Raw genomic sequence first — 16,859 nt, forward strand, 5'->3', positions numbered from 1 at the left:
CTTACGAAGGACGACCGTAGCGCGGCTCGCGGTCTTTGGGCAAGAGTCTTAACTAAGATGCGGGCATGCCGTCCACGAAGCCGAGCCTCGACCTGCTGCGGTCACTGACCGAGGAGCACGTGCTGAGGGCGCTGATGGAGCACCGACAGCTGACCCGGGCCGAGATCTCCGGCCGCACCGGCATCTCGAAGCCGACGATCTCCGAGGCGGTGCGCCGACTCGTCGCGGCCGGCCTCGTCGTCGACACCGGCGAGCGGAGCGTTGGGCGGGGCCGGTCCGGCTCGTACCACGCCCTGTCGCCCGACTGCGGCACCGCCCTCGTCGTCAGCATCACCTCGCGCGGCGTCGCCGCCCAGTCGGTCGACGCCTTCGGCGAGGTCGCGTGCTCGACCGACGTCCCCCTCGATCAGGATGCGGGGGCGGGCGCCGCCGCGCTCGCCCTCGCCCGGGCGCTCGCGGCGGTCGGCTCCGGCGGGTCGCAGCGACCGCGGGTGGCGGTGGTGAGTGTCGCCGACCCTGTCGACCGCGACACCGGTCGCCCCGTGCACCTCCCCGACGCGCCCTTCCTCGTCGGTGACCTCGATCCACGCGCCCTGCTCGGCCCGACCGTCGACGGTCCGGTGCTCGTCGACAACGACGTGAACTGGGCCGCACGGGCCGAGCAGGCGGCGGGCGCGACCGGAGGGGTGGGTGGTTCGGCCGACTTCGTCTACCTCTACCTCGACGAGGGGCTCGGGTGCGCCGTCGTCTCCGACGGCGAGGTGCGTCGTGGTCACTCCGGGCTCGCGGGCGAGATTGCCCACCTCGTGACCGAGGGCAGGGACGGTCGGGCCACGCGTCTCACCGAGGTCTTCGCACAGCTCGGCCTGCGCCGACCCGGCTCGACCGCCATCGACGTCGACCTGCTGCGCGCGAGGGTCGCCGACTCGCCGCAGGGCGACCCGACGCTCGGCGCGTTGGGGGCCGCGGTCGCCGGAGTACTGGACGCCGCCGTCGCGCTCGCCGACCCCGAGGCGGTCGTCGTCGGCGGCGCCTGGGGTCGCGACGGGCTCTTCGTCGACGAGCTGCGTCGCCGATCCGCGGACCTCCCGAGGCAGGTGCCGGTCGTTGCCGCGGTCGTCGGTGAACAGCCGCAGCTCTCCGGCGCCCGGGCCGCAGCCCTGGAGCAGCTCCGTGAGGTCATCGTCGCGGCGGTGCACACCAAGGTCGGGCCTCGGGGTTGATCCTTGCGCTACGTCAGGGCGCTGCGGCCGCGGCCGCGGGACAGCGCAAGCCTGGTGGGCGACCCTGCGGATCCACCGACTGAGTCGCTGAGTCGTCGCTGAGTCGTCGCTGAGTCGTCGCTGAGTCGTCGCTGAGTCGTCGCTGACTCATCGCTGGGTCACCGCAGAGCCATGGCCGACAATCCGTCACGCGGTGTCGCGACGAACCACCGCCCATGACACGCCTACGACTCGCCCTCAGCGGCATCCTCGCCGCGGTCGCCGGCATCGCGGCCGGCCACCTGGTGGCGGGCTTCCTCGCTCCAGCGTCGTCACCCGTGCTCGCCATCGGATCGACGGTGATCGACCTGACCCCGACGCCCGTCAAGGAGTGGGCGATCGCGACGTTCGGCACCGCTGACAAGGCGGTCCTGCAGGGGTCGGTGCTCGTCGTGACGCTGGTGCTGGCCGCGGGCGCCGGCCTGCTGGCCCGTAAGCACCTGCCTGTCGCGATCGGCGTCATCGTCGTGCTGACCGGACTCGCCGGCGCCGCAGCCCTGCTGCGGCCCGCCGCCCGTCCGCTCGACGCCCTCCCCTCCGTGGTGGCCATGGCAGCCGGCGTCGCAACCCTCGTGTGGCTCACCTCCCCGGCCCGCTCAACCGAAGGCGCCCCCGACGACGACCGGCCCACCGCACGCCTGCGCGACGACGTCGGCACGGGCCGTCGCGGCTTCGTCGCCGGCGCACTCGGGGTGACCGTCCTGTCCGTGCTCGCCGCCGTCGGCGGCCAGCTGCGCAGCGGGGCTCAGGCGGTCAAGAAGGTCGCGCTCCCGCGAGCCACCGACCCAGCCCGGGCACTGCCGCAGGGGCTCGAGGCGACGGTGCGTGGCATCTCGCCGCTGCGGACGCCGACGGACGCGTTCTACCGCGTGGACACCAACCTCGTCGTGCCGAAGGTGGACGTCGACTCGTGGGCCCTCGAGGTCGACGGGATGGTGGACAAGCCCTTCACTCTCACCTTCGCGGAGCTCACCGCGATGCCGCTCATCGAGCGCGACATCACCATGACGTGCGTGTCCAACGAGGTCGGTGGCGGCTACATCGGCTCCGCGCGCTGGCTGGGCGTCCGGCTCACCGACGTGCTCGAGCGGGCAGGCGCCACAGGCAAGCCCGACCAGCTGCTCAGCACCGCCATCGACGGCTTCACCATCAGCACGCCCCTCGCCGTCGTCCGGGACGGGCGCGACGCGATGATCGCCATCGGCATGAACGGGGCGCAGCTCAGCGACACGCACGGCTTCCCTGCCCGCCTCATCACACCCGGCCTCTACGGCTTCGTGGGCGCCACCAAGTGGCTGACGAAGCTCACCCTGACGACGTATGCCGCCGACCAGGCCTACTGGACGAAGCAGCAGTGGGCGACGGACGCCCCCATCAAGACGAGCGCCCGCATCGACACTCCCGCGCCGCTGTCCACCATCCCGGCCGGCACGACCGCCATCGGGGGCGTCGCCTGGGCCCAGCACCGCGGTGTCGGCACGGTGGAGGTCAGGATCGACGACGGCCCCTGGCAGGAGACCCGGCTCGGACCAGACGTCGGCAACGACTACTGGCGGCAGTGGTACCTCCCATGGAAGGCGACACCGGGCCTGCACCGGCTCTCGGTCCGGGCCACCGACCGCGCAGGCCGGACCCAGACCAGCGAGCGGGCCACGCCGTTCCCCAGCGGGTCGAGCGGCATCCAGGAGGTCGTCGTGACCGTCACGTGAACGCATACGACCCGAACTGACGGAAAAACTTGTGCCAGAAGCAATCCGGAGCCAGAGCAGCACCGAATCCCCGATGACCGTGCACACAACAGCCACAAGGAGTGACTGACATGAAGAGCATGAAGACCCGCACCGGACTCGTGGCCCTCGCCATCGCCCTGCCCCTTGGCCTCGCGGCCTGCAGCAGTGCCAGCGAGGCGGCGACGCCGGCGGCCGGCGCCAACACGCCCGCTGCCACGTCGTCCGACGCGATGACCAGCACGCCGTCCGAGACGATGACCTCGTCCGAGTCGATGGACGCCGCCTCGGCCGTCTTCGGTGAGGGCTGCCAGGCCGTGCCGAAGGACGGCAAGGGCTCGTTCAACGGCATGGCCACCGACCCGGTTGCGACGGCCGCGAGCAACAACCCGCTGCTCTCGACGCTCGTCACCGCCGTCAAGACGGCCGGCCTCGTCGACACCCTGAACTCGGCTCCGGAGATCACCGTCTTCGCGCCCGTCAACGACGCGTTCGCCAAGATCCCGGCCGCCGACCTCAAGAAGGTCCTCGCCGACAAGCCGACCCTCACCAAGATCCTCACGAACCACGTCGTGGCCGGCAAGCTCTCGCCGGACCAGCTCGCGGGCGACCACAAGACGCTCGCCGGCACCACGATCACGGTCAAGGGCTCGGGGGAGGACTTCACCGTGGGCAAGGCCGACGCGAAGGTCATCTGCGGCAACGTCCCGACCGCCAACGCCACGGTGTACATCATCGACGGCGTCCTGATGCCCTGATCGTCCGCCGACCAGGCCGACGCAGACCACGACGACGGGCGACACAATGGACCCCATGTCTCGGTTCTCGGTGGTCCCCCCCGGCGATGAGTCGCCGGAGGGGACCGCCCGCCCCGCCCAGCTGGAGGCGCTGCTCCGCAGAGCGGCGACCGGGGACGAGACGGCATTCGCCGAGCTCTACGACGCAGTCTCCTCCCGGCTCTTCGGCCTGGTCCGACGGGTCGTGCGCGACCCCGCCCAGTCCGAGGAGGTGACCCAGGAGGTCTTCCTCGAGATCTGGCGGCACAGCGCGCGCTTCGACCCGGGCAAGGGCGGAGCGCTCTCGTGGATGCTCACGATCGCCCACCGCAAGGCCGTCGACCGGGTCCGGTCGGCGGAGGCGTCCCGCCACCGCGACGAGGGCTACGGCGCGAGCAACCACGACGTCACGCACGACTCCACGGCGGAGGCCGTCGTCGAGCGGCTGGACGCGGAGCGCGTGCACCGCGCGCTCGAGACCCTGACACCGGTCCAACGGCAGGCCCTCGAGCTGGCCTACCTCTCGGGATACACCCACACGGAGGTGGCGACGATGCTCGACCTGCCGCTCGGGACTGCCAAGACACGCATACGCGATGGTTTGATCAGACTACGAGACACGCTGGGGGTGACACTGTGAGCGACGACATCCACGCGCTCTCGGGTGCCTATGCCGTGGACGCGCTCGACGACGTGGAGCGGGCCCGCTTCGAACGCCACCTCGCCGACTGCACCGCCTGCCAGGCGGAGGTCGACAGCCTCGTCGCCGCAGCCTCCGAGCTGTCGGTCCTGACCGAGGTCCCACCCCCGCCCTCGCTGCGGGCCAAGGTGCTCGCCGACATCTCCACCGTCCGTCCGCTCCCGCCGCACACAGCCCCGCGGCCTGAGGAGTCCGGTGACGGGCGCGCCTCGTCCAGGCCCGAGCCGGGCGTCTCGCAGGGCGAGCGGGCCGATGACCTCGCCGACCGGCGACGCTCGCGATCCGCCCGAGGGCTCACCCGCGGCTGGAGGGTCGTCGTCGCGGCCGCCACGGTGGCGGTGCTCGCCATCGGCGGCTTCACCGTGTGGCGCCAGGTCGACAGGGACCCGCAGCGGGCCATCGCCGACCAGGTGCTCGCGGCCCCCGACGCCACCCGTCACGGACAGCGACTCGCCGGGGGTGCGACCGCCACGGTGGTGCGCTCCAACTCCCTGCACAAGGCCGTCATCGTCACCTCGGGCATGTCGCAGCCGCCCTCGGGCAAGGTCTTCCAGCTCTGGCTGCAGGACGCCACGGGACACATGACGTCGGCGGGGCTGATGCCGGGCGGCGGCGACCAGATCGTCGTGCTGAGCGGCGACGCGAGCCACTCCAAGGGAGCCGGCATCACCGTCGAGCCAGCAGGCGGCTCCGACCAGCCCACCTCCGACCCGGTGGCGCTCATCGCCTTCGCCTGACGCCGGTGGCCGGCCCACGGACGGGCGGTCACGAGTCTCGTCCCGGCTTCCCCGCCTGGGACTCGTGACCGCCGCGGATCGCGGCAACCACCCGCGTCGTGTCGGGCAGACTCAGCGACATGAGCGTGCGATCGATGGCGGCCGCAGTGGAGGTGGCCGTGGACGCGGCTGTCGCCGGCACCCCCTGGGAACGTGATCCGACCGTGCGCGCACGGGGCGCGAACGGAGCTGATTCACTGCCTGCCGAGGCCGTCGGGCTCGTGTGGTGCGGTTCCTACGATGCTGTCCGCCGTCGCTATCCCTACCTGCCGCAGTCCCACGGGAACCAGCCCGGCGGGTGTGTCGACCTGTGGGTCCACCTCGACGTAGACGGCCTGCTCAGTGAGGTGGACTTCGAAGGGCAGTCCCTCTCCGACACCTTCCGACGGATGCAGGGGTCGACCGAAGCCGAGGAGGTCGACGGCCTGCTCGGGCTCCCCGCCGACGTCGTCGCGCCTCGGTTGGCGCGACATCTGGTCGATCTCCTGCAGGACGGCGCAACCGCGGGCGGCTGAAGCGCGGACGATCCGCGTGATCCTCACCTGGCCACGCGTACTCGAACCACCCGGCCGGCGGTCTACGGTGGGAAGCCCGACCAGAGGAGTCCCCGTGCCCAAGCCACCCGTGCCGGCAGCCGTCGCAGAGGAGCTCGCCAAGCCCTGGCACGCGACGATCAGCACGGTCCGTCCGGACGGGCAGCCGGTCTCGGTGCCGACCTGGTACCTCGACGACTCCGACCTGCACGACATCGACCGGATCGCCCGGCACTACACGGGCAAGGCACATGCCGTCCGCGACCGCCCACGTGTCAGCGCCTGGGTGGAGATCGACCGGTGGCACGCCTGGGGCCGGCTGAAGGGCATGCGGTGAAGGTCTACCTGTCGTTCGACTTCGAAGGCGTTGCAGGGATCGTCGACTGGGCGCAGTGTCGGGAGGGGAGCGCGGCATACGACACCGGGTGCGCCCTCACGCTGGGCGAGGTGAACGCGGCGATCGAGGGCGCCGTGCGCGGTGGCGCCACGGAGGTGGTCGTCAACGACTCGCACGGGCAGATGCGCAACCTCGACCCGGAGGAGCTGGCCCACGACGCGAGCTACATCTCGGGCAGGCACAAGCCGCTCTACATGATGGAGGGGCTCGACGACTCCTTCGACGTCGTCTTCCTGGTCGGCTACCACGGTTCGATCTCCGGGGAGTCGTCGACGCTGTCGCACACCTACAACCCCGAGGTGTTCTCCGCGGCCCGGATCGGCGACACCGCTGTCGGCGAGAGCGGCATCAACGCCCTCGTGGCCGCGCACTTCGGGGTGCCGATCGGCCTGGTCACCGGCGACGAGGTGACGATCAGGGAGACGGCGCCCTTCGCCCCGGAGGCCGCGACGGTCGCCACCAAGCATTCGATCACCCGCTTCGCCGCGAAGAGCCTGCACCCGCGCGTGGCTCGGCAGCGGATCGAGGAGGCGGCCGCCGAGGCCGTCGGGCGGGCGCTCGACGGCCGGCTCCCGCCACCGCAGCTCGGCAGACCGGTGCGGCTCGAGCTCGACGTGCAGACCGCCGACATGGCGGAGGTCGGCAGCTGGGTCAAGGGCGCCGAGCGCGTCGGCACCCGGACCATCCGCATCGAGTCGGACGACGCGCTCGCGGCCTTCCGGTCCTTCGTCGCGGTCAACTACATCACCCGCCAGGCCGGAGGCCGCTGACCGCCGCCGAGCCGCGCGGCATACCGCGAAGGTCGATCAGATCGCGTCGACGACAGCGGTGAGGTCTCCGCCTGCGTCTCCGGTGTTGACGACGCCGGCAGGCTCCAGGAGCAGGGCCTTCACCTCGTGGTTCGCGCGCGGGCAGTGCTCGACCCCGCGTGGCACCACGAACAGCTGGCCCGGTCCGAGGACGACGTCGCGATCACGCAGCTGGATGGTCAGCTGCCCCTCGACCACCAGGAACAGCTCGTCGGTGTCCTCGTGGGTGTGCCAGACGAACTCGCCCTCGAGCCTGACGAGCTTGATCTCGTAGTCGTTGACGCGCGCCACGCGCTTGGGCGACCACCGCTCCGAGAAGAGGGCGAACTTGCTGTCGAGGTCCACGACGTCATCGCTCATCGAACCAGTCTGCCAAGCCTGGGCCGCGCCGAAGGCGTCGCGGGGTTCAGGACCGCTGCGGGCCGACGGTGTCGGCCCAGATGTCCAGCGGCACCGCGCGAATGCTGCGACCGGACAGGTCGAGCTCACGACCCATCCTCTTGATCGACCTCAGGACCATGGACCGGTCCTGGATCGTCATCCGCGGCACCTCGGCGGCCAGCCGGGCCTCGACGAGCGACAGCTCGTGCAACGAGTGCGTCGTGAGCGCGAGCATGAGGTTGGACCGGCCGCCCGAGATGCGCCAGCACACCCGGATCCCGGGCAGGCGCCGCAGCGTCATGGCGACGTCGTCGATGTCGCCGGCGTCCGCGTGCGCCCAGAGCCAGCTGATGACGGGCCACCCCGAGTCGGGCAATGCGATGTCGCACCGCAGGGTGACCCGCCCCTTGCCGACGAGGTCGGCGAGGCGCCGGCGGACCGTGCTCTCGCTCAGATGAGCCCGGGCCGCGATCCTCGCCACGGGCATACGTCCGTCCTCGCCGAGCAGCAGGATCACCCTCCGGTCGACCTCGTCGTAGCCGCGGCCGAGGTCCGTCTGCTCGGACGTGAGCCCGTCCAGGCGCTGGCGCGGCGCCCGCAGCATCACGGCCTGCTGTGCGGGGTCGAGGACGTGCAGCTGCCAGTGGTCGCCCATCGAGTAGACCTTCGTCACCGCGTGGCTGCTGGTCGCGACGACACCCGGGATCGACCCGACCGACTCGAGCAGGAAGCGCGACAGGAAGGCGAGGTCGCGCACCTCCACGAGGATGGTCAGCGAACGGGGCCCGCTCGTGTGCTCGACGCTGAGGACGTGCGGTAGCTCGGTGACGCGCTGGGCGATGGCGAGGGTCTGGGCGGCGCTGCAGCTCAGCTCGACCACGGCGAGACACGACTCGGGGCGGCCCTGGCCTGTCGCCCGTCCCGACACCCAGGCGATGCCGGCCGAGGCGAGTCGCTGCCACCTGCGGGCGACCGTCACCGGGTCGACACCCAGCGCCTCGCCCACCAGCGTCCACGAGGCGCGCGGGTGCAACTGCAGGCAGTTGACGATCGCCAGGTCGAGCTCGTCCGCGACCGTGGCGGATCCCTGCGGAATCTCACGACTCGTCGCGTGATCCTGCGTCAAACCGGCTCCCGATGGCATGACTGCCATCCTCGACCACTGCGATGGGTAATTCAAAGCCACCCACGACGACCTCGACCCAGGGAGCGATGCATGCCACCCGAAGGCGCCACCCGTGAGACGACGCGGCCCAGCCGCACCGAGCCCGGCCCTGCGGCCCAGCCGGCTGGTCTCGACTGGACACTGAGGCTGCTGGAGCTCGACACGACGAGCCGTGAGAGCAACCTGCCGCTCATCGACCTCGTCGCCACAGAGCTGCAGACCCACGGCGTGGAGCCGGTCCTCGTCCACGACGACACCGGCACCAAGGCCAACCTGCTCGCCACCTTCCCGGCCGCGGACGGCACGACCACCGGTGGCATCGTCCTCTCCGGGCACACCGACGTCGTGCCGGTCGACGGGCAGGAGTGGTCGAGCGAACCGTTCGTCCCCGAGACCCGCGACGGGCGCCTCTACGGCCGGGGGACGTGCGACATGAAGGCGTTCATCGGGTCCGTCATGACCAAGGTGCCGCAGCTCGCCAGCACACCGCTGCGCGAGCCGGTGCACCTGGCCTTCTCCTACGACGAGGAGGTCGGCTGCGTCGGCGCCATCTCGCTCGTGGACGAGATGGTCCGGCGTGACCTGCGGCCCCGAGCGTGCATCGTCGGCGAGCCCACCAGCATGCGCGTCATCCGCGGGCACAAGGCGCTGACGCTGATCCGAGTCGCGTTCCACGGCGTCGCAGCCCACTCCTCGCGAACTCCCTTTGGTGTCAACGCGATCGAGTATGCGGCCCAACTCGTCCAGTTCGTCCGTGGCGTCGCCGACGGGTTCCGCACCGACGGCCCGTTCGACGAGCACTACGACGTGCCGTTCACCACGGCCACCGTGAACCAGATCGAGGGCGGCATCGCGGTCAACACGGTCCCCGCCGAGTGCGTCGTCACCTTCGAGTTCCGCGCGGTCGCAGCGGTCGACGTCGATGCCACGATCGAGACGTTCCGCGCCGAGGCGCGCCGGATCGAGCAGGCGATGCGCGAGGAGAACCCCGACGCCCGGGTCGAGGTGTCCATCGGGGCCCAGGCGCCCGGCCTCGAGACCGCGGAGGACGACGACGTCATCGAGCTCGTGACCGGGCTGGGCGCCGTCGCCAGCACTGAGAAGGTCGCCTACGGCACCGAGGCCGGACTGTTCCAGCGGGCCGGCATCCCCACCGTGGTGTGCGGTCCCGGCGACATCGCGCAGGCCCACGCGCCGGACGAGTTCGTCGAGCTCGACCAGATCGACCGCTGCGACGCCCTGCTCGACACTCTCATCGCCCACCTCCACGGCTGACCGCCGCCTGACCGAAGGAGCACCATGACCCTCACCGCCACCCAGACCGAGGTGACGCCCGAACGCCTGGCCGAGGCCCGCAAGGCCGTCCTCAGCAGCTCCATCGGCGCCGCGCTCGAGTGGTTCGACATCATCGTCTACGCGTCGTTCGCCGTCGTCATCGCCGCGAACTTCTTCCCCGAGGGCGACCAGACCCTCGGCCTGATCCTCACCTTCGCGACGTTCGCCATCTCGTACCTCGTCCGCCCGCTCGGCGGCATGCTGATCGGCGGTTACGGCGACCGGCACGGACGCAAGAAGGCGCTGACCCTCACCCTTCTGCTCATGATGGTGGGCACCATCCTGATGGCCGCTGCGCCGACGCACGCCATGGTGGGCGCCTGGGCAGGCATCATCATCCTCATCTCGCGACTCGTCCAAGGCTTCTCCGCCGGCGGCGAGTTCGGTTCCGCCACGACGTTCCTCGTCGAGACGGCCCCGAACCGCAAGGCGTATTACGCCTCGTGGCAGGTGGCGGCCCAGGGCATCTCCATGTTCCTCGCCTCGGCCTTCGGCTACGTGCTGTTCAACCAGCTGTCCAAGCAGGACCTCTACTCCTGGGGCTGGCGGATCCCGTTCATCATCGGCTGCCTCATCGGCCCGGTCGGTCTCTACATCCGGGCGCGCCTGTCCGAGACGAAGGAGTTCACCGAGAGCACCCCGCACGAGGCGCCGATCCGCGCCACGCTCACCGAGCACCTCGGGCGCGTGCTCACCGGCTCGGCCTGCGTCGGCGTCGCCACCATCTCGGTCTACCTCATCCTCTTCATGCCCACGTATGCCGTGAAGAACCTCGGCGTCCCGGCGAGCGCCGCCTACCTCGGCGGCGTGGTGGCGGGCCTTGTCACCATGGTCGGCGTCCCGCTCGTCGGCCGGCTGGCCGATCGTGTGGGACCGGTGCGGGTCATGCTGTGGGCTGCCGTCGGCGCGCTCGTGCTCGCCTGGCCGCTGTTCGCGGTGGTCATCGCCTCACCGACCGTCCCGGTCCTGGTCATCGCCATCGGGATCCTGGGCGTCATCATGGCCTTCTACTTCGGCCCGCTGCCCGCCCTGCTGACGACCCTCTTCCCGAGTGACGTGCGAGCCACCGGCGTCTCGGTCGCGTACAACGTGGGCGTCACGGTCATGGGCGGCATCGCGCCTCTCGTGCTCACCTGGCTCATCAGCCTCACCGGGTCGCTCAACGCACCCAGCATCTACTACATGGTCGTGGCGGTCATCTCGCTCGTCGGTCTCACGGTGGCCCGTCGGCGGTTCGACGCCCGCTGACCTCCGGGTGCGACCGGGATCCACCAGGACGACTGAGCCGGCCCTCGGCCCGCCACAGCCAGCCGTCAGAGCCGTCTCCGCTCGTGGGTGCGCGGACGCCGGAACCCCATCCGTGCAGCGGAGCGGTCACGGCCGATGACCGAGCGGCGCCGAGCCGTCAGCTCGGGCCGGACGTCGTCGAAGCCACCGTTCCCACGCTCGCAGGTGCGGCTCGGGCGCCCCGCACTCGCTCGACGAGGGCCACGCCGACAGCCCCGACGACGAGCGCGACGAGGACGGCTGTGAGCGGTGACGCCGGGACGAGCGCGGTCGTAGTGGAGGCCGTCGAGCGCCAGAAGATCTCGAGACCGTCCACGACGAGCTCGGCAACCGCGTCCGCGTGCATCGGCGTCCCGCGCAGCCCCTCGAGGACGTAGCGGGACGCCGTCAACGCCGCGGCGGTCAGGACGACCAGCAGGGACGCACCCAGCCAGGCGAGCAACCGCCAGCGCGGGCGGACGCCCAGCACGGCAAGCAGCACACCGACCGCCGCGCCGGCGAGCAGGCTGAGCATCGGCGGCAGCCACGACAGCGCCGGGCCACGCGTTGCGGCGACGATGACCTGGCCGAGCCAGTCGGCGCCGACCACGATGAGCACCGACGCGGTCACCGTGCGCAGGACCGGTCCGCCGAGTGACACGGCGAGTCCGAGGACCAGCCCGAGCAGCGAGGTTGCGACGGCGAAAGCGATGAAGGCGAGCTGCACGACGTTGACGTCGCGCTCCCACCCGCCGAGGTCGGGCTGTGGCCCGAGCGTCTGCCGCACCGCCCAGATGGTGGCCGCGGCGGCACCAACCGTCGTCAGCAGGGCGAGAGTCCACCGACGACGGAGCCGGCCACGGAACCACCACGGCGCCGAGCCGGCGAGCGCACCGGCCATGACGGTGACCACCAGCAGCAGAGGCAGACGCTGGTAGTGGAAGGGCAACAGCGCCTCCCGGAGGTCGTTGCGCGGGTTGAACGGTGTGCCGAACGTTCCGGTGGTGGACCGGGTCACGACCCACGGCACCAGACCGACGAACCAGGCCACGAAGGCCAGCACCGGGATCGGCCACAAGCGGGTCCGGAGCCGGACCATCGCATCAGCTCCATCCGGACCACCAGTCCACCTCGGGCCTGCAGCTGTCGACGACACCGACGGACCTTCCCTGTCACGAACCGCGACCGGTCGGCCGTCGGCGTGTGGCATCGAGACCATCACTTGATGGCGCCCAAGGTCAACACACGCCACGATGAGCTGGTGGAGCCACCCTCCGAAGTCATCCGCGTGCTCATCGTCGATGACCACGCGCTCTTCCGGCGGGGCCTGCAGACGGTCCTCGCCCTGGAGGATGGCATCGGCGTCGTCGGAGAGGCGGCCGACGGGCTGCAGGCAGTCGACCGCGCGGAAGCGATGATCCCTGATGTCGTCGTCATGGACATCGGCATGCCCAAGCGTGGCGGGATAGACGCCTGCCGGATGATCAAGCAGCGGGTCCCCTCGGCGCGGATCCTCGTGCTCACGAGCTCGGACGACGAGGCGGACCTCTTCGAGGCAGTGCGCGCCGGGGCGAACGGTTACCTGCTCAAGGGCGCGACCGAGGAGATCGCGGCGGGGATTCGTGGCGTCTTCCACGGCGAGTCCCTGCTGTCGCCGACGATGGCGACCAAGCTTCTCCGCGAGTTCAACCAGCTCAGTCAGGCGACTTCGGCGCGTCCGGCCCCGTCCGGCCTCGAGCTGCCGCATCTGACCGAACGGGAGCTCGAGGTCCTCCGGCTCGTGGCGCGTGGTCGCCTCAACCGCGAGATCGCCGAGGAGCTGGTCATCTCCGAGAACACCGTGCGCAACCACGTCCGCAACATCCTCGAGAAGCTGCAGATGCACTCACGCATGGAAGCAGCGATGTATGCCGTGCGTCAGAAGCTCATCGATCCAGACGGTTGAGTGGCACCTGAAAGACGACGACCGATGCCGCGTGGCTGCCGCCGGGGGCGACGCCGAGGTGGGTCGGCGACATCGCCATCGGATCAGGAGGCGCGCGTATGCGTTGCGTCGGCTACGCGCGCAACGTCGTCTGCAGCGTTCGGCGCGCCGGACGGTACGTTTGTGGACATGAGCGACGCTCCCGCGTCAGGCGGGACCACCGGGTCCACGGAGCCTGACAAGCAGTTCACGGTGCCGGTTCCCGCAGCGCCGACCCAGGCCATCCCGGTCTTCGATCCGACCCGCGAGCTGCCCGTTGCCGACCCCGCGTGGCCAGCACCACCGGCGACCGGAGCCTCCTCACCGCCGCCTCCGGGACCGCCGAATCCGTATGCCGCACAGCCGATGTGGCAGTCCGCCCCGACTGCTGCCGTTGACGAGGGAGTCGACCCGCTCCTCGGACAGATCGGGGTCGCCCTCTTCTGGATCACCGTCGGCTGGTGGCTCTTCTTCCTCATCCGGATCCTCGGCTTCCTGACGCGCAACGGCGCCACGAACACGATGCTCATCCGGACCATCGACCGCGGCGCGGAGGAGACGGTCGTCGCGGCCGTGCTGTCGGTGCTCGCGGCGCTGCTGCTCCTGCTCGGTCGGGGCCGGGCAGGGCGCTCCCCCCTTGGCTGGGCCTCCCTGGTCCTCGCCGTTCTCACCGTCGGTGTGACCATCTGGCGTCTCGTGCCGTGAGCCGGACCGAGGCGATCAGGCGCGGACGATCCGGAGCGTGCGCACCTCGAAGGCGCTGAGCGTGAGCAGCACGGCTCCGTCGACGAGCGTGACCTCCCCGTCGTCGAGGGGCTCCTCGAGCAACGACGCCGACGTCACCGAAGCGACCGGAAGGTCGACGTGCAGCGCTCCCCGCGCGCGACCGCCGAGGGACTCGTAGACCCGGACGACGAGGTCGCCCGAGCGGTCGGCCGCCTCCTTGACGCTCGAGACGACGATGCCCTCACCCGCCACGGTGACGAGCGGCTCGATGCCGCGTGCCCCGGTGACGACCCGCGCCGGTGTGCCCATGAGCACACCCTCACGCGTGGCGACCTCGGCGTCCGCCCCGACGACGAGGCCGTAGCGGTGCCTCTGGATCCCCTGGTCGGTCTCGGGATCGGGGAAGCGCGGCGCGCGCAGCAGCGACAGGCGCAGGGTCGTGACGACGTCGTCACCCGACACGTCGCGGGTCACGTCGTGGCCGTAGACCGAGTCGTTGACGAGTGCGACGCCGAAGCCGCGCTCCTCGGCAAGCACGAAGCGGTGCATCGAGGTCTCGAACTTCGCCGCCTCCCAGCTGGTGTTGGTGTGCGTGACCCTCCGGTGGAAGCCGAACTGCGTCTCGGCGGCCACGTGCTCGGCGCGCACGTCGAGCGGGAAGGCGACCTTGAGGAACTTCTCGGTCTCGTGCCAGTCGGTCTGTTGCTCGATCTCGAGCAGGCGAGCGCCCGGCCCGAGCGACACCTCTTGGCGCACAGTGGAATCCGCGGAGATGCGCCGCTCGACGACCACCCGGGCGACACCGCCGTCGTCGACGCACGCCGACAGGCGGCTCACGTCGCGCACATCGCTGACCCGGTTGCGGTAGTAACGATCGACGTCCCAGGCGTCCCACATGTTCGGGAGGTCCTGGTGCAGCTGGAGCAGGTTGCCCGCGTGCCCGGGCGCGATCGCGTCACGTCCCGTGGCGAGGTCGACGGCGGACGTGACGAGCCCCTCCGCCGACACCGTGACGGTGACGACGCCGTTCTCGAGCACCCACCCGCCGTCGCGCTCGCTCAGCGACACGGCATACGCCCTCGGCGCCGTGGCGTCGGGCTCGCGCACGACCGCACCGCCCGCGGGCACCCCGGCACGCTCGAAGGGCGCGGCGTTGGCCTCGACAGTGACGTCGCCTTCGCCGACGAGCGCGGCGAGCGAGCCCGCGACGATGGCCTCCGCGGCCTCGGTGACGCGGGCGTACTGCTCGACCGCCTCGCGGTGCACCCACGCGATCGACGTGCCGGGGAGGATGTCGTGGAACTGCTGGAGCAGGACCTGCTTCCACAGCGCGTCGAGCTCGTCGTGGGGGTATGCCGTCCCCGTCCTGACCGCGGCCGTGGCCGCCCACAGCTCCGCCTCGACGAGCAGGTGCTCGGTGCGCCGGTTGCCCTGCTTGGTCTGGTGCTGGGACGTCAGGGTGGCGCGGTGCAGCTCGAGGTAGAGCTCGCCGACCCACACGGGAGGGTGCGGCAGCTGCTCCATGGCGCGGTCGAAGAACGCGTCGGGGTGCTCCCAGCGCACGGTCGCGCTGCCCTCGAGGTCGGCGAGCCGGCTTGCCTTGCCGGTCATCTCGCGGGTCGTGCCGCCGCCGCCGTCACCCCACCCGACCGGGGCGATGGAGCCGGTGGCGACGCGGTTCTCGCGGAACTGGCGCGACGCCCTGGCGACCTCCATGCCGGAGAGCTGCGAGTTGTAGGTGTCCATCGGCGGGAAGTGGCTGAAAACGCGGGAGCCGTCGATGCCCTCCCAGAGGAAGGTGTGGTGCGGGAACGTGTTGATCTGGTTCCACGAGATCTTCTGGGTGAAGAACCAGTCGAAGCCGGCCCGGCGCATCAGCTGCGGCAGCGCCGGGGAGTAGCCGAAGCTGTCGGGCAGCCAGACGCCGCGACACCGGATGCCGAGCTCGGTCTCGAAGAAGCGCTGGCCGTAGAGGAACTGGCGCACGAGCGACTCACCGGACGGCATGACGGTGTCGCTCTCGACCCACATTCCGCCGAGCGGGAGGAAGCGTCCGGGCTCGACGGCGGCCTTGACCCGTTCCCACACCTCGGGCCGGTGCTCCTGGATCCAGGCGTACTGCTGCGCGCTCGACATGCCGTAGACGAAGTCGTCGGTCTCGTCGATGAGGGTCGTCATCGACGACGTCGTGCGGGCGACCTTGCGGATCGTCTCGCGCACCGGCCAGAGCCAGGCCGAGTCGATGTGGGCGTGCCCGACAGCCGAGATCTCGTGCGCACTCGCCTCGGCAGGACGGGTGAGCACGTCGACGAGCGCGGCCCGCGCGTCGGCTGCCGTCTCGGCGATGTGCTGGAGGTCGAGGCGGTCCATGGCCTCGTCGAGCGCCTGGAGCACCTGCATTCGGCGCGGCCCGTCGGGCAGCTCGGCCTGCAGCTCGAGGAGCACCTCGACGTCGAGGGCCAGCTCGAAGACGTCCTGCTCGAAGACCGCGAGCTCGAGGCGGCGGGTCGCGTAGAGGCGCTGGGACGAGCTGGTGACGATGTCGCCCTGCTGCGTCGGCCGGAAGGGGTGGCGATCCATCAGCACCGGGTTGGAGGCGGCCTCGACGTAGAGCTCGACGGCCTGGCCTGCCTCGGCCTCGTCGGCGACGAGCACCCACTGGTTGCGTGGGTTGAGCGACTTCACCGGCGTGCCATCGGCCCGGTAGACGAGGCCCTCGCACTGGAAGCCGGTCATGCCGGGGTCGAAGCCGAGGTCGGCCACCACCTCGACGCGGCGGCCGGCCCACTCCGCGGGGACACGGCCGGCGAGGCGGAACCACGTCGTCCCCCAGGCCGCGCCCCACGGCGTACCCACCTCGTAGGGCGCGTAGTCGAGCGCGAGACCCTCGGCCGGCTCGATCGGCTCGCCGGGCAGCTCGTGCCACTCGACCGTGAGCGGCACCGACTCGGCGTGCACCGCCGGGAGGATGCGCTCACTGAGGACGCGGGTCACACGCCCCACGGTCAAGGGGGTGTCGTCGTGCATGACTTGCCTCTCGGGA

Annotated in this window: 16 protein-coding genes; 12 read left to right on the forward strand and 4 right to left on the reverse strand. The window is 71.0% G+C overall.

Going from position 1 to position 16,859, the window contains the following annotated elements; translation table 11 throughout:
• The first annotated feature begins 65 nt into the window (after nt 1–65).
• The 8 genes from AC3WRT_RS08040 (at nt 66) to AC3WRT_RS08075 (ending at nt 6,941) form a co-directional block, all read left to right on the forward strand.
• On the forward strand, nt 66–1,223 hold the full coding sequence (locus tag AC3WRT_RS08040; protein ID WP_492720952.1) for an ROK family transcriptional regulator: 1,158 nt from the start codon (nt 66–68) through the stop codon (nt 1,221–1,223).
• 215 nt (nt 1,224–1,438) lie between these two features.
• Nucleotides 1,439–2,971 carry a molybdopterin-dependent oxidoreductase gene (locus AC3WRT_RS08045; protein ID WP_492720953.1) on the forward strand — a complete coding sequence of 511 codons (1,533 nt, stop codon included), beginning with the start codon at nt 1,439–1,441 and terminating at the stop codon, nt 2,969–2,971.
• A gap of 110 nt (nt 2,972–3,081) precedes the next feature.
• Entirely contained in the window at nt 3,082–3,747 is a 666-nt protein-coding gene (locus AC3WRT_RS08050) for a fasciclin domain-containing protein (protein ID WP_492720954.1), read from the forward strand.
• 46 nt (nt 3,748–3,793) lie between these two features.
• The gene (sigK, locus tag AC3WRT_RS08055; protein ID WP_492720955.1) at nt 3,794–4,405 is read left to right on the forward strand and encodes an ECF RNA polymerase sigma factor SigK; all 612 of its coding nucleotides are present in this window, start codon (nt 3,794–3,796) and stop codon (nt 4,403–4,405) included.
• Nucleotides 4,402–5,202: an anti-sigma factor gene (locus tag AC3WRT_RS08060; protein WP_492720956.1), complete on the forward strand. Its 801-nt coding sequence runs from the start codon at nt 4,402–4,404 to the stop codon at nt 5,200–5,202. Before sigK ends, AC3WRT_RS08060 begins: the two co-directional genes overlap by 4 nt.
• A 119-nt stretch (nt 5,203–5,321) precedes the next feature.
• Nucleotides 5,322–5,756: a hypothetical protein gene (locus AC3WRT_RS08065; RefSeq protein WP_492720957.1), complete on the forward strand. Its 435-nt coding sequence runs from the start codon at nt 5,322–5,324 to the stop codon at nt 5,754–5,756.
• Nucleotides 5,757–5,850: 94 nt separating this feature from the next.
• The gene (locus tag AC3WRT_RS08070) at nt 5,851–6,111 is read left to right on the forward strand and encodes a pyridoxamine 5'-phosphate oxidase family protein (RefSeq protein ID WP_492720958.1); all 261 of its coding nucleotides are present in this window, start codon (nt 5,851–5,853) and stop codon (nt 6,109–6,111) included.
• On the forward strand, nt 6,108–6,941 hold the full coding sequence (locus AC3WRT_RS08075) for a M55 family metallopeptidase (protein ID WP_492720959.1): 834 nt from the start codon (nt 6,108–6,110) through the stop codon (nt 6,939–6,941). The genes AC3WRT_RS08070 and AC3WRT_RS08075 overlap by 4 nt, the downstream gene beginning before the upstream one ends.
• 36 nt (nt 6,942–6,977) lie before the next feature.
• Here AC3WRT_RS08075 and AC3WRT_RS08080 read toward each other — a convergent pair whose 3' ends face one another.
• Both AC3WRT_RS08080 and AC3WRT_RS08085 read right to left on the reverse strand, forming a co-directional pair.
• Nucleotides 6,978–7,340, reverse strand: coding sequence for a cupin domain-containing protein (locus AC3WRT_RS08080; RefSeq protein ID WP_492720960.1), 363 nt, complete (start codon nt 7,338–7,340; stop codon nt 6,978–6,980).
• A 46-nt stretch (nt 7,341–7,386) separates the two neighbouring features.
• On the reverse strand, nt 7,387–8,505 hold the full coding sequence (locus AC3WRT_RS08085) for an Lrp/AsnC family transcriptional regulator (protein WP_492720961.1): 1,119 nt from the start codon (nt 8,503–8,505) through the stop codon (nt 7,387–7,389).
• A 72-nt stretch (nt 8,506–8,577) separates the two neighbouring features.
• Here AC3WRT_RS08085 and argE point away from each other — a divergent pair, with 72 nt between their 5' ends.
• Together argE and AC3WRT_RS08095 are read left to right on the forward strand one after the other, a co-directional pair.
• Nucleotides 8,578–9,801 (forward strand): acetylornithine deacetylase, encoded by a 1,224-nt coding sequence (argE, locus tag AC3WRT_RS08090; protein ID WP_492720962.1) that lies wholly within the window; start codon nt 8,578–8,580, stop codon nt 9,799–9,801.
• A 24-nt stretch (nt 9,802–9,825) separates the two neighbouring features.
• Nucleotides 9,826–11,109 carry an MFS transporter gene (locus tag AC3WRT_RS08095; protein ID WP_492720963.1) on the forward strand — a complete coding sequence of 428 codons (1,284 nt, stop codon included), beginning with the start codon at nt 9,826–9,828 and terminating at the stop codon, nt 11,107–11,109.
• Between the two features lie 157 nt (nt 11,110–11,266).
• Here the strand turns inward: AC3WRT_RS08095 and AC3WRT_RS08100 are convergent, their stop codons facing one another.
• Complete coding sequence (locus AC3WRT_RS08100; protein ID WP_492720964.1) at nt 11,267–12,226, reverse strand: hypothetical protein; 960 nt, start codon at nt 12,224–12,226, stop codon at nt 11,267–11,269.
• 162 nt (nt 12,227–12,388) lie between these two features.
• Between AC3WRT_RS08100 and AC3WRT_RS08105 the strand changes: the two genes are divergently transcribed.
• Nucleotides 12,389–13,072, forward strand: a complete 684-nt coding sequence (locus AC3WRT_RS08105) for a response regulator (protein WP_492720965.1) — start codon at nt 12,389–12,391, stop codon at nt 13,070–13,072.
• 168 nt (nt 13,073–13,240) lie between these two features.
• Nucleotides 13,241–13,795 carry a hypothetical protein gene (locus AC3WRT_RS08110; RefSeq protein ID WP_492720966.1) on the forward strand — a complete coding sequence of 185 codons (555 nt, stop codon included), beginning with the start codon at nt 13,241–13,243 and terminating at the stop codon, nt 13,793–13,795.
• A 15-nt stretch (nt 13,796–13,810) separates the two neighbouring features.
• Here AC3WRT_RS08110 and AC3WRT_RS08115 read toward each other — a convergent pair whose 3' ends face one another.
• A complete protein-coding gene (locus AC3WRT_RS08115; protein ID WP_492720967.1) occupies nt 13,811–16,843 on the reverse strand; it encodes an alpha-mannosidase in 3,033 nt (1,010 codons plus the stop codon).
• Between the last annotated feature and the right edge of the window lie 16 nt (nt 16,844–16,859).

Source organism: Terrabacter sp. FW104-15G4B, assembly GCF_058790095.1.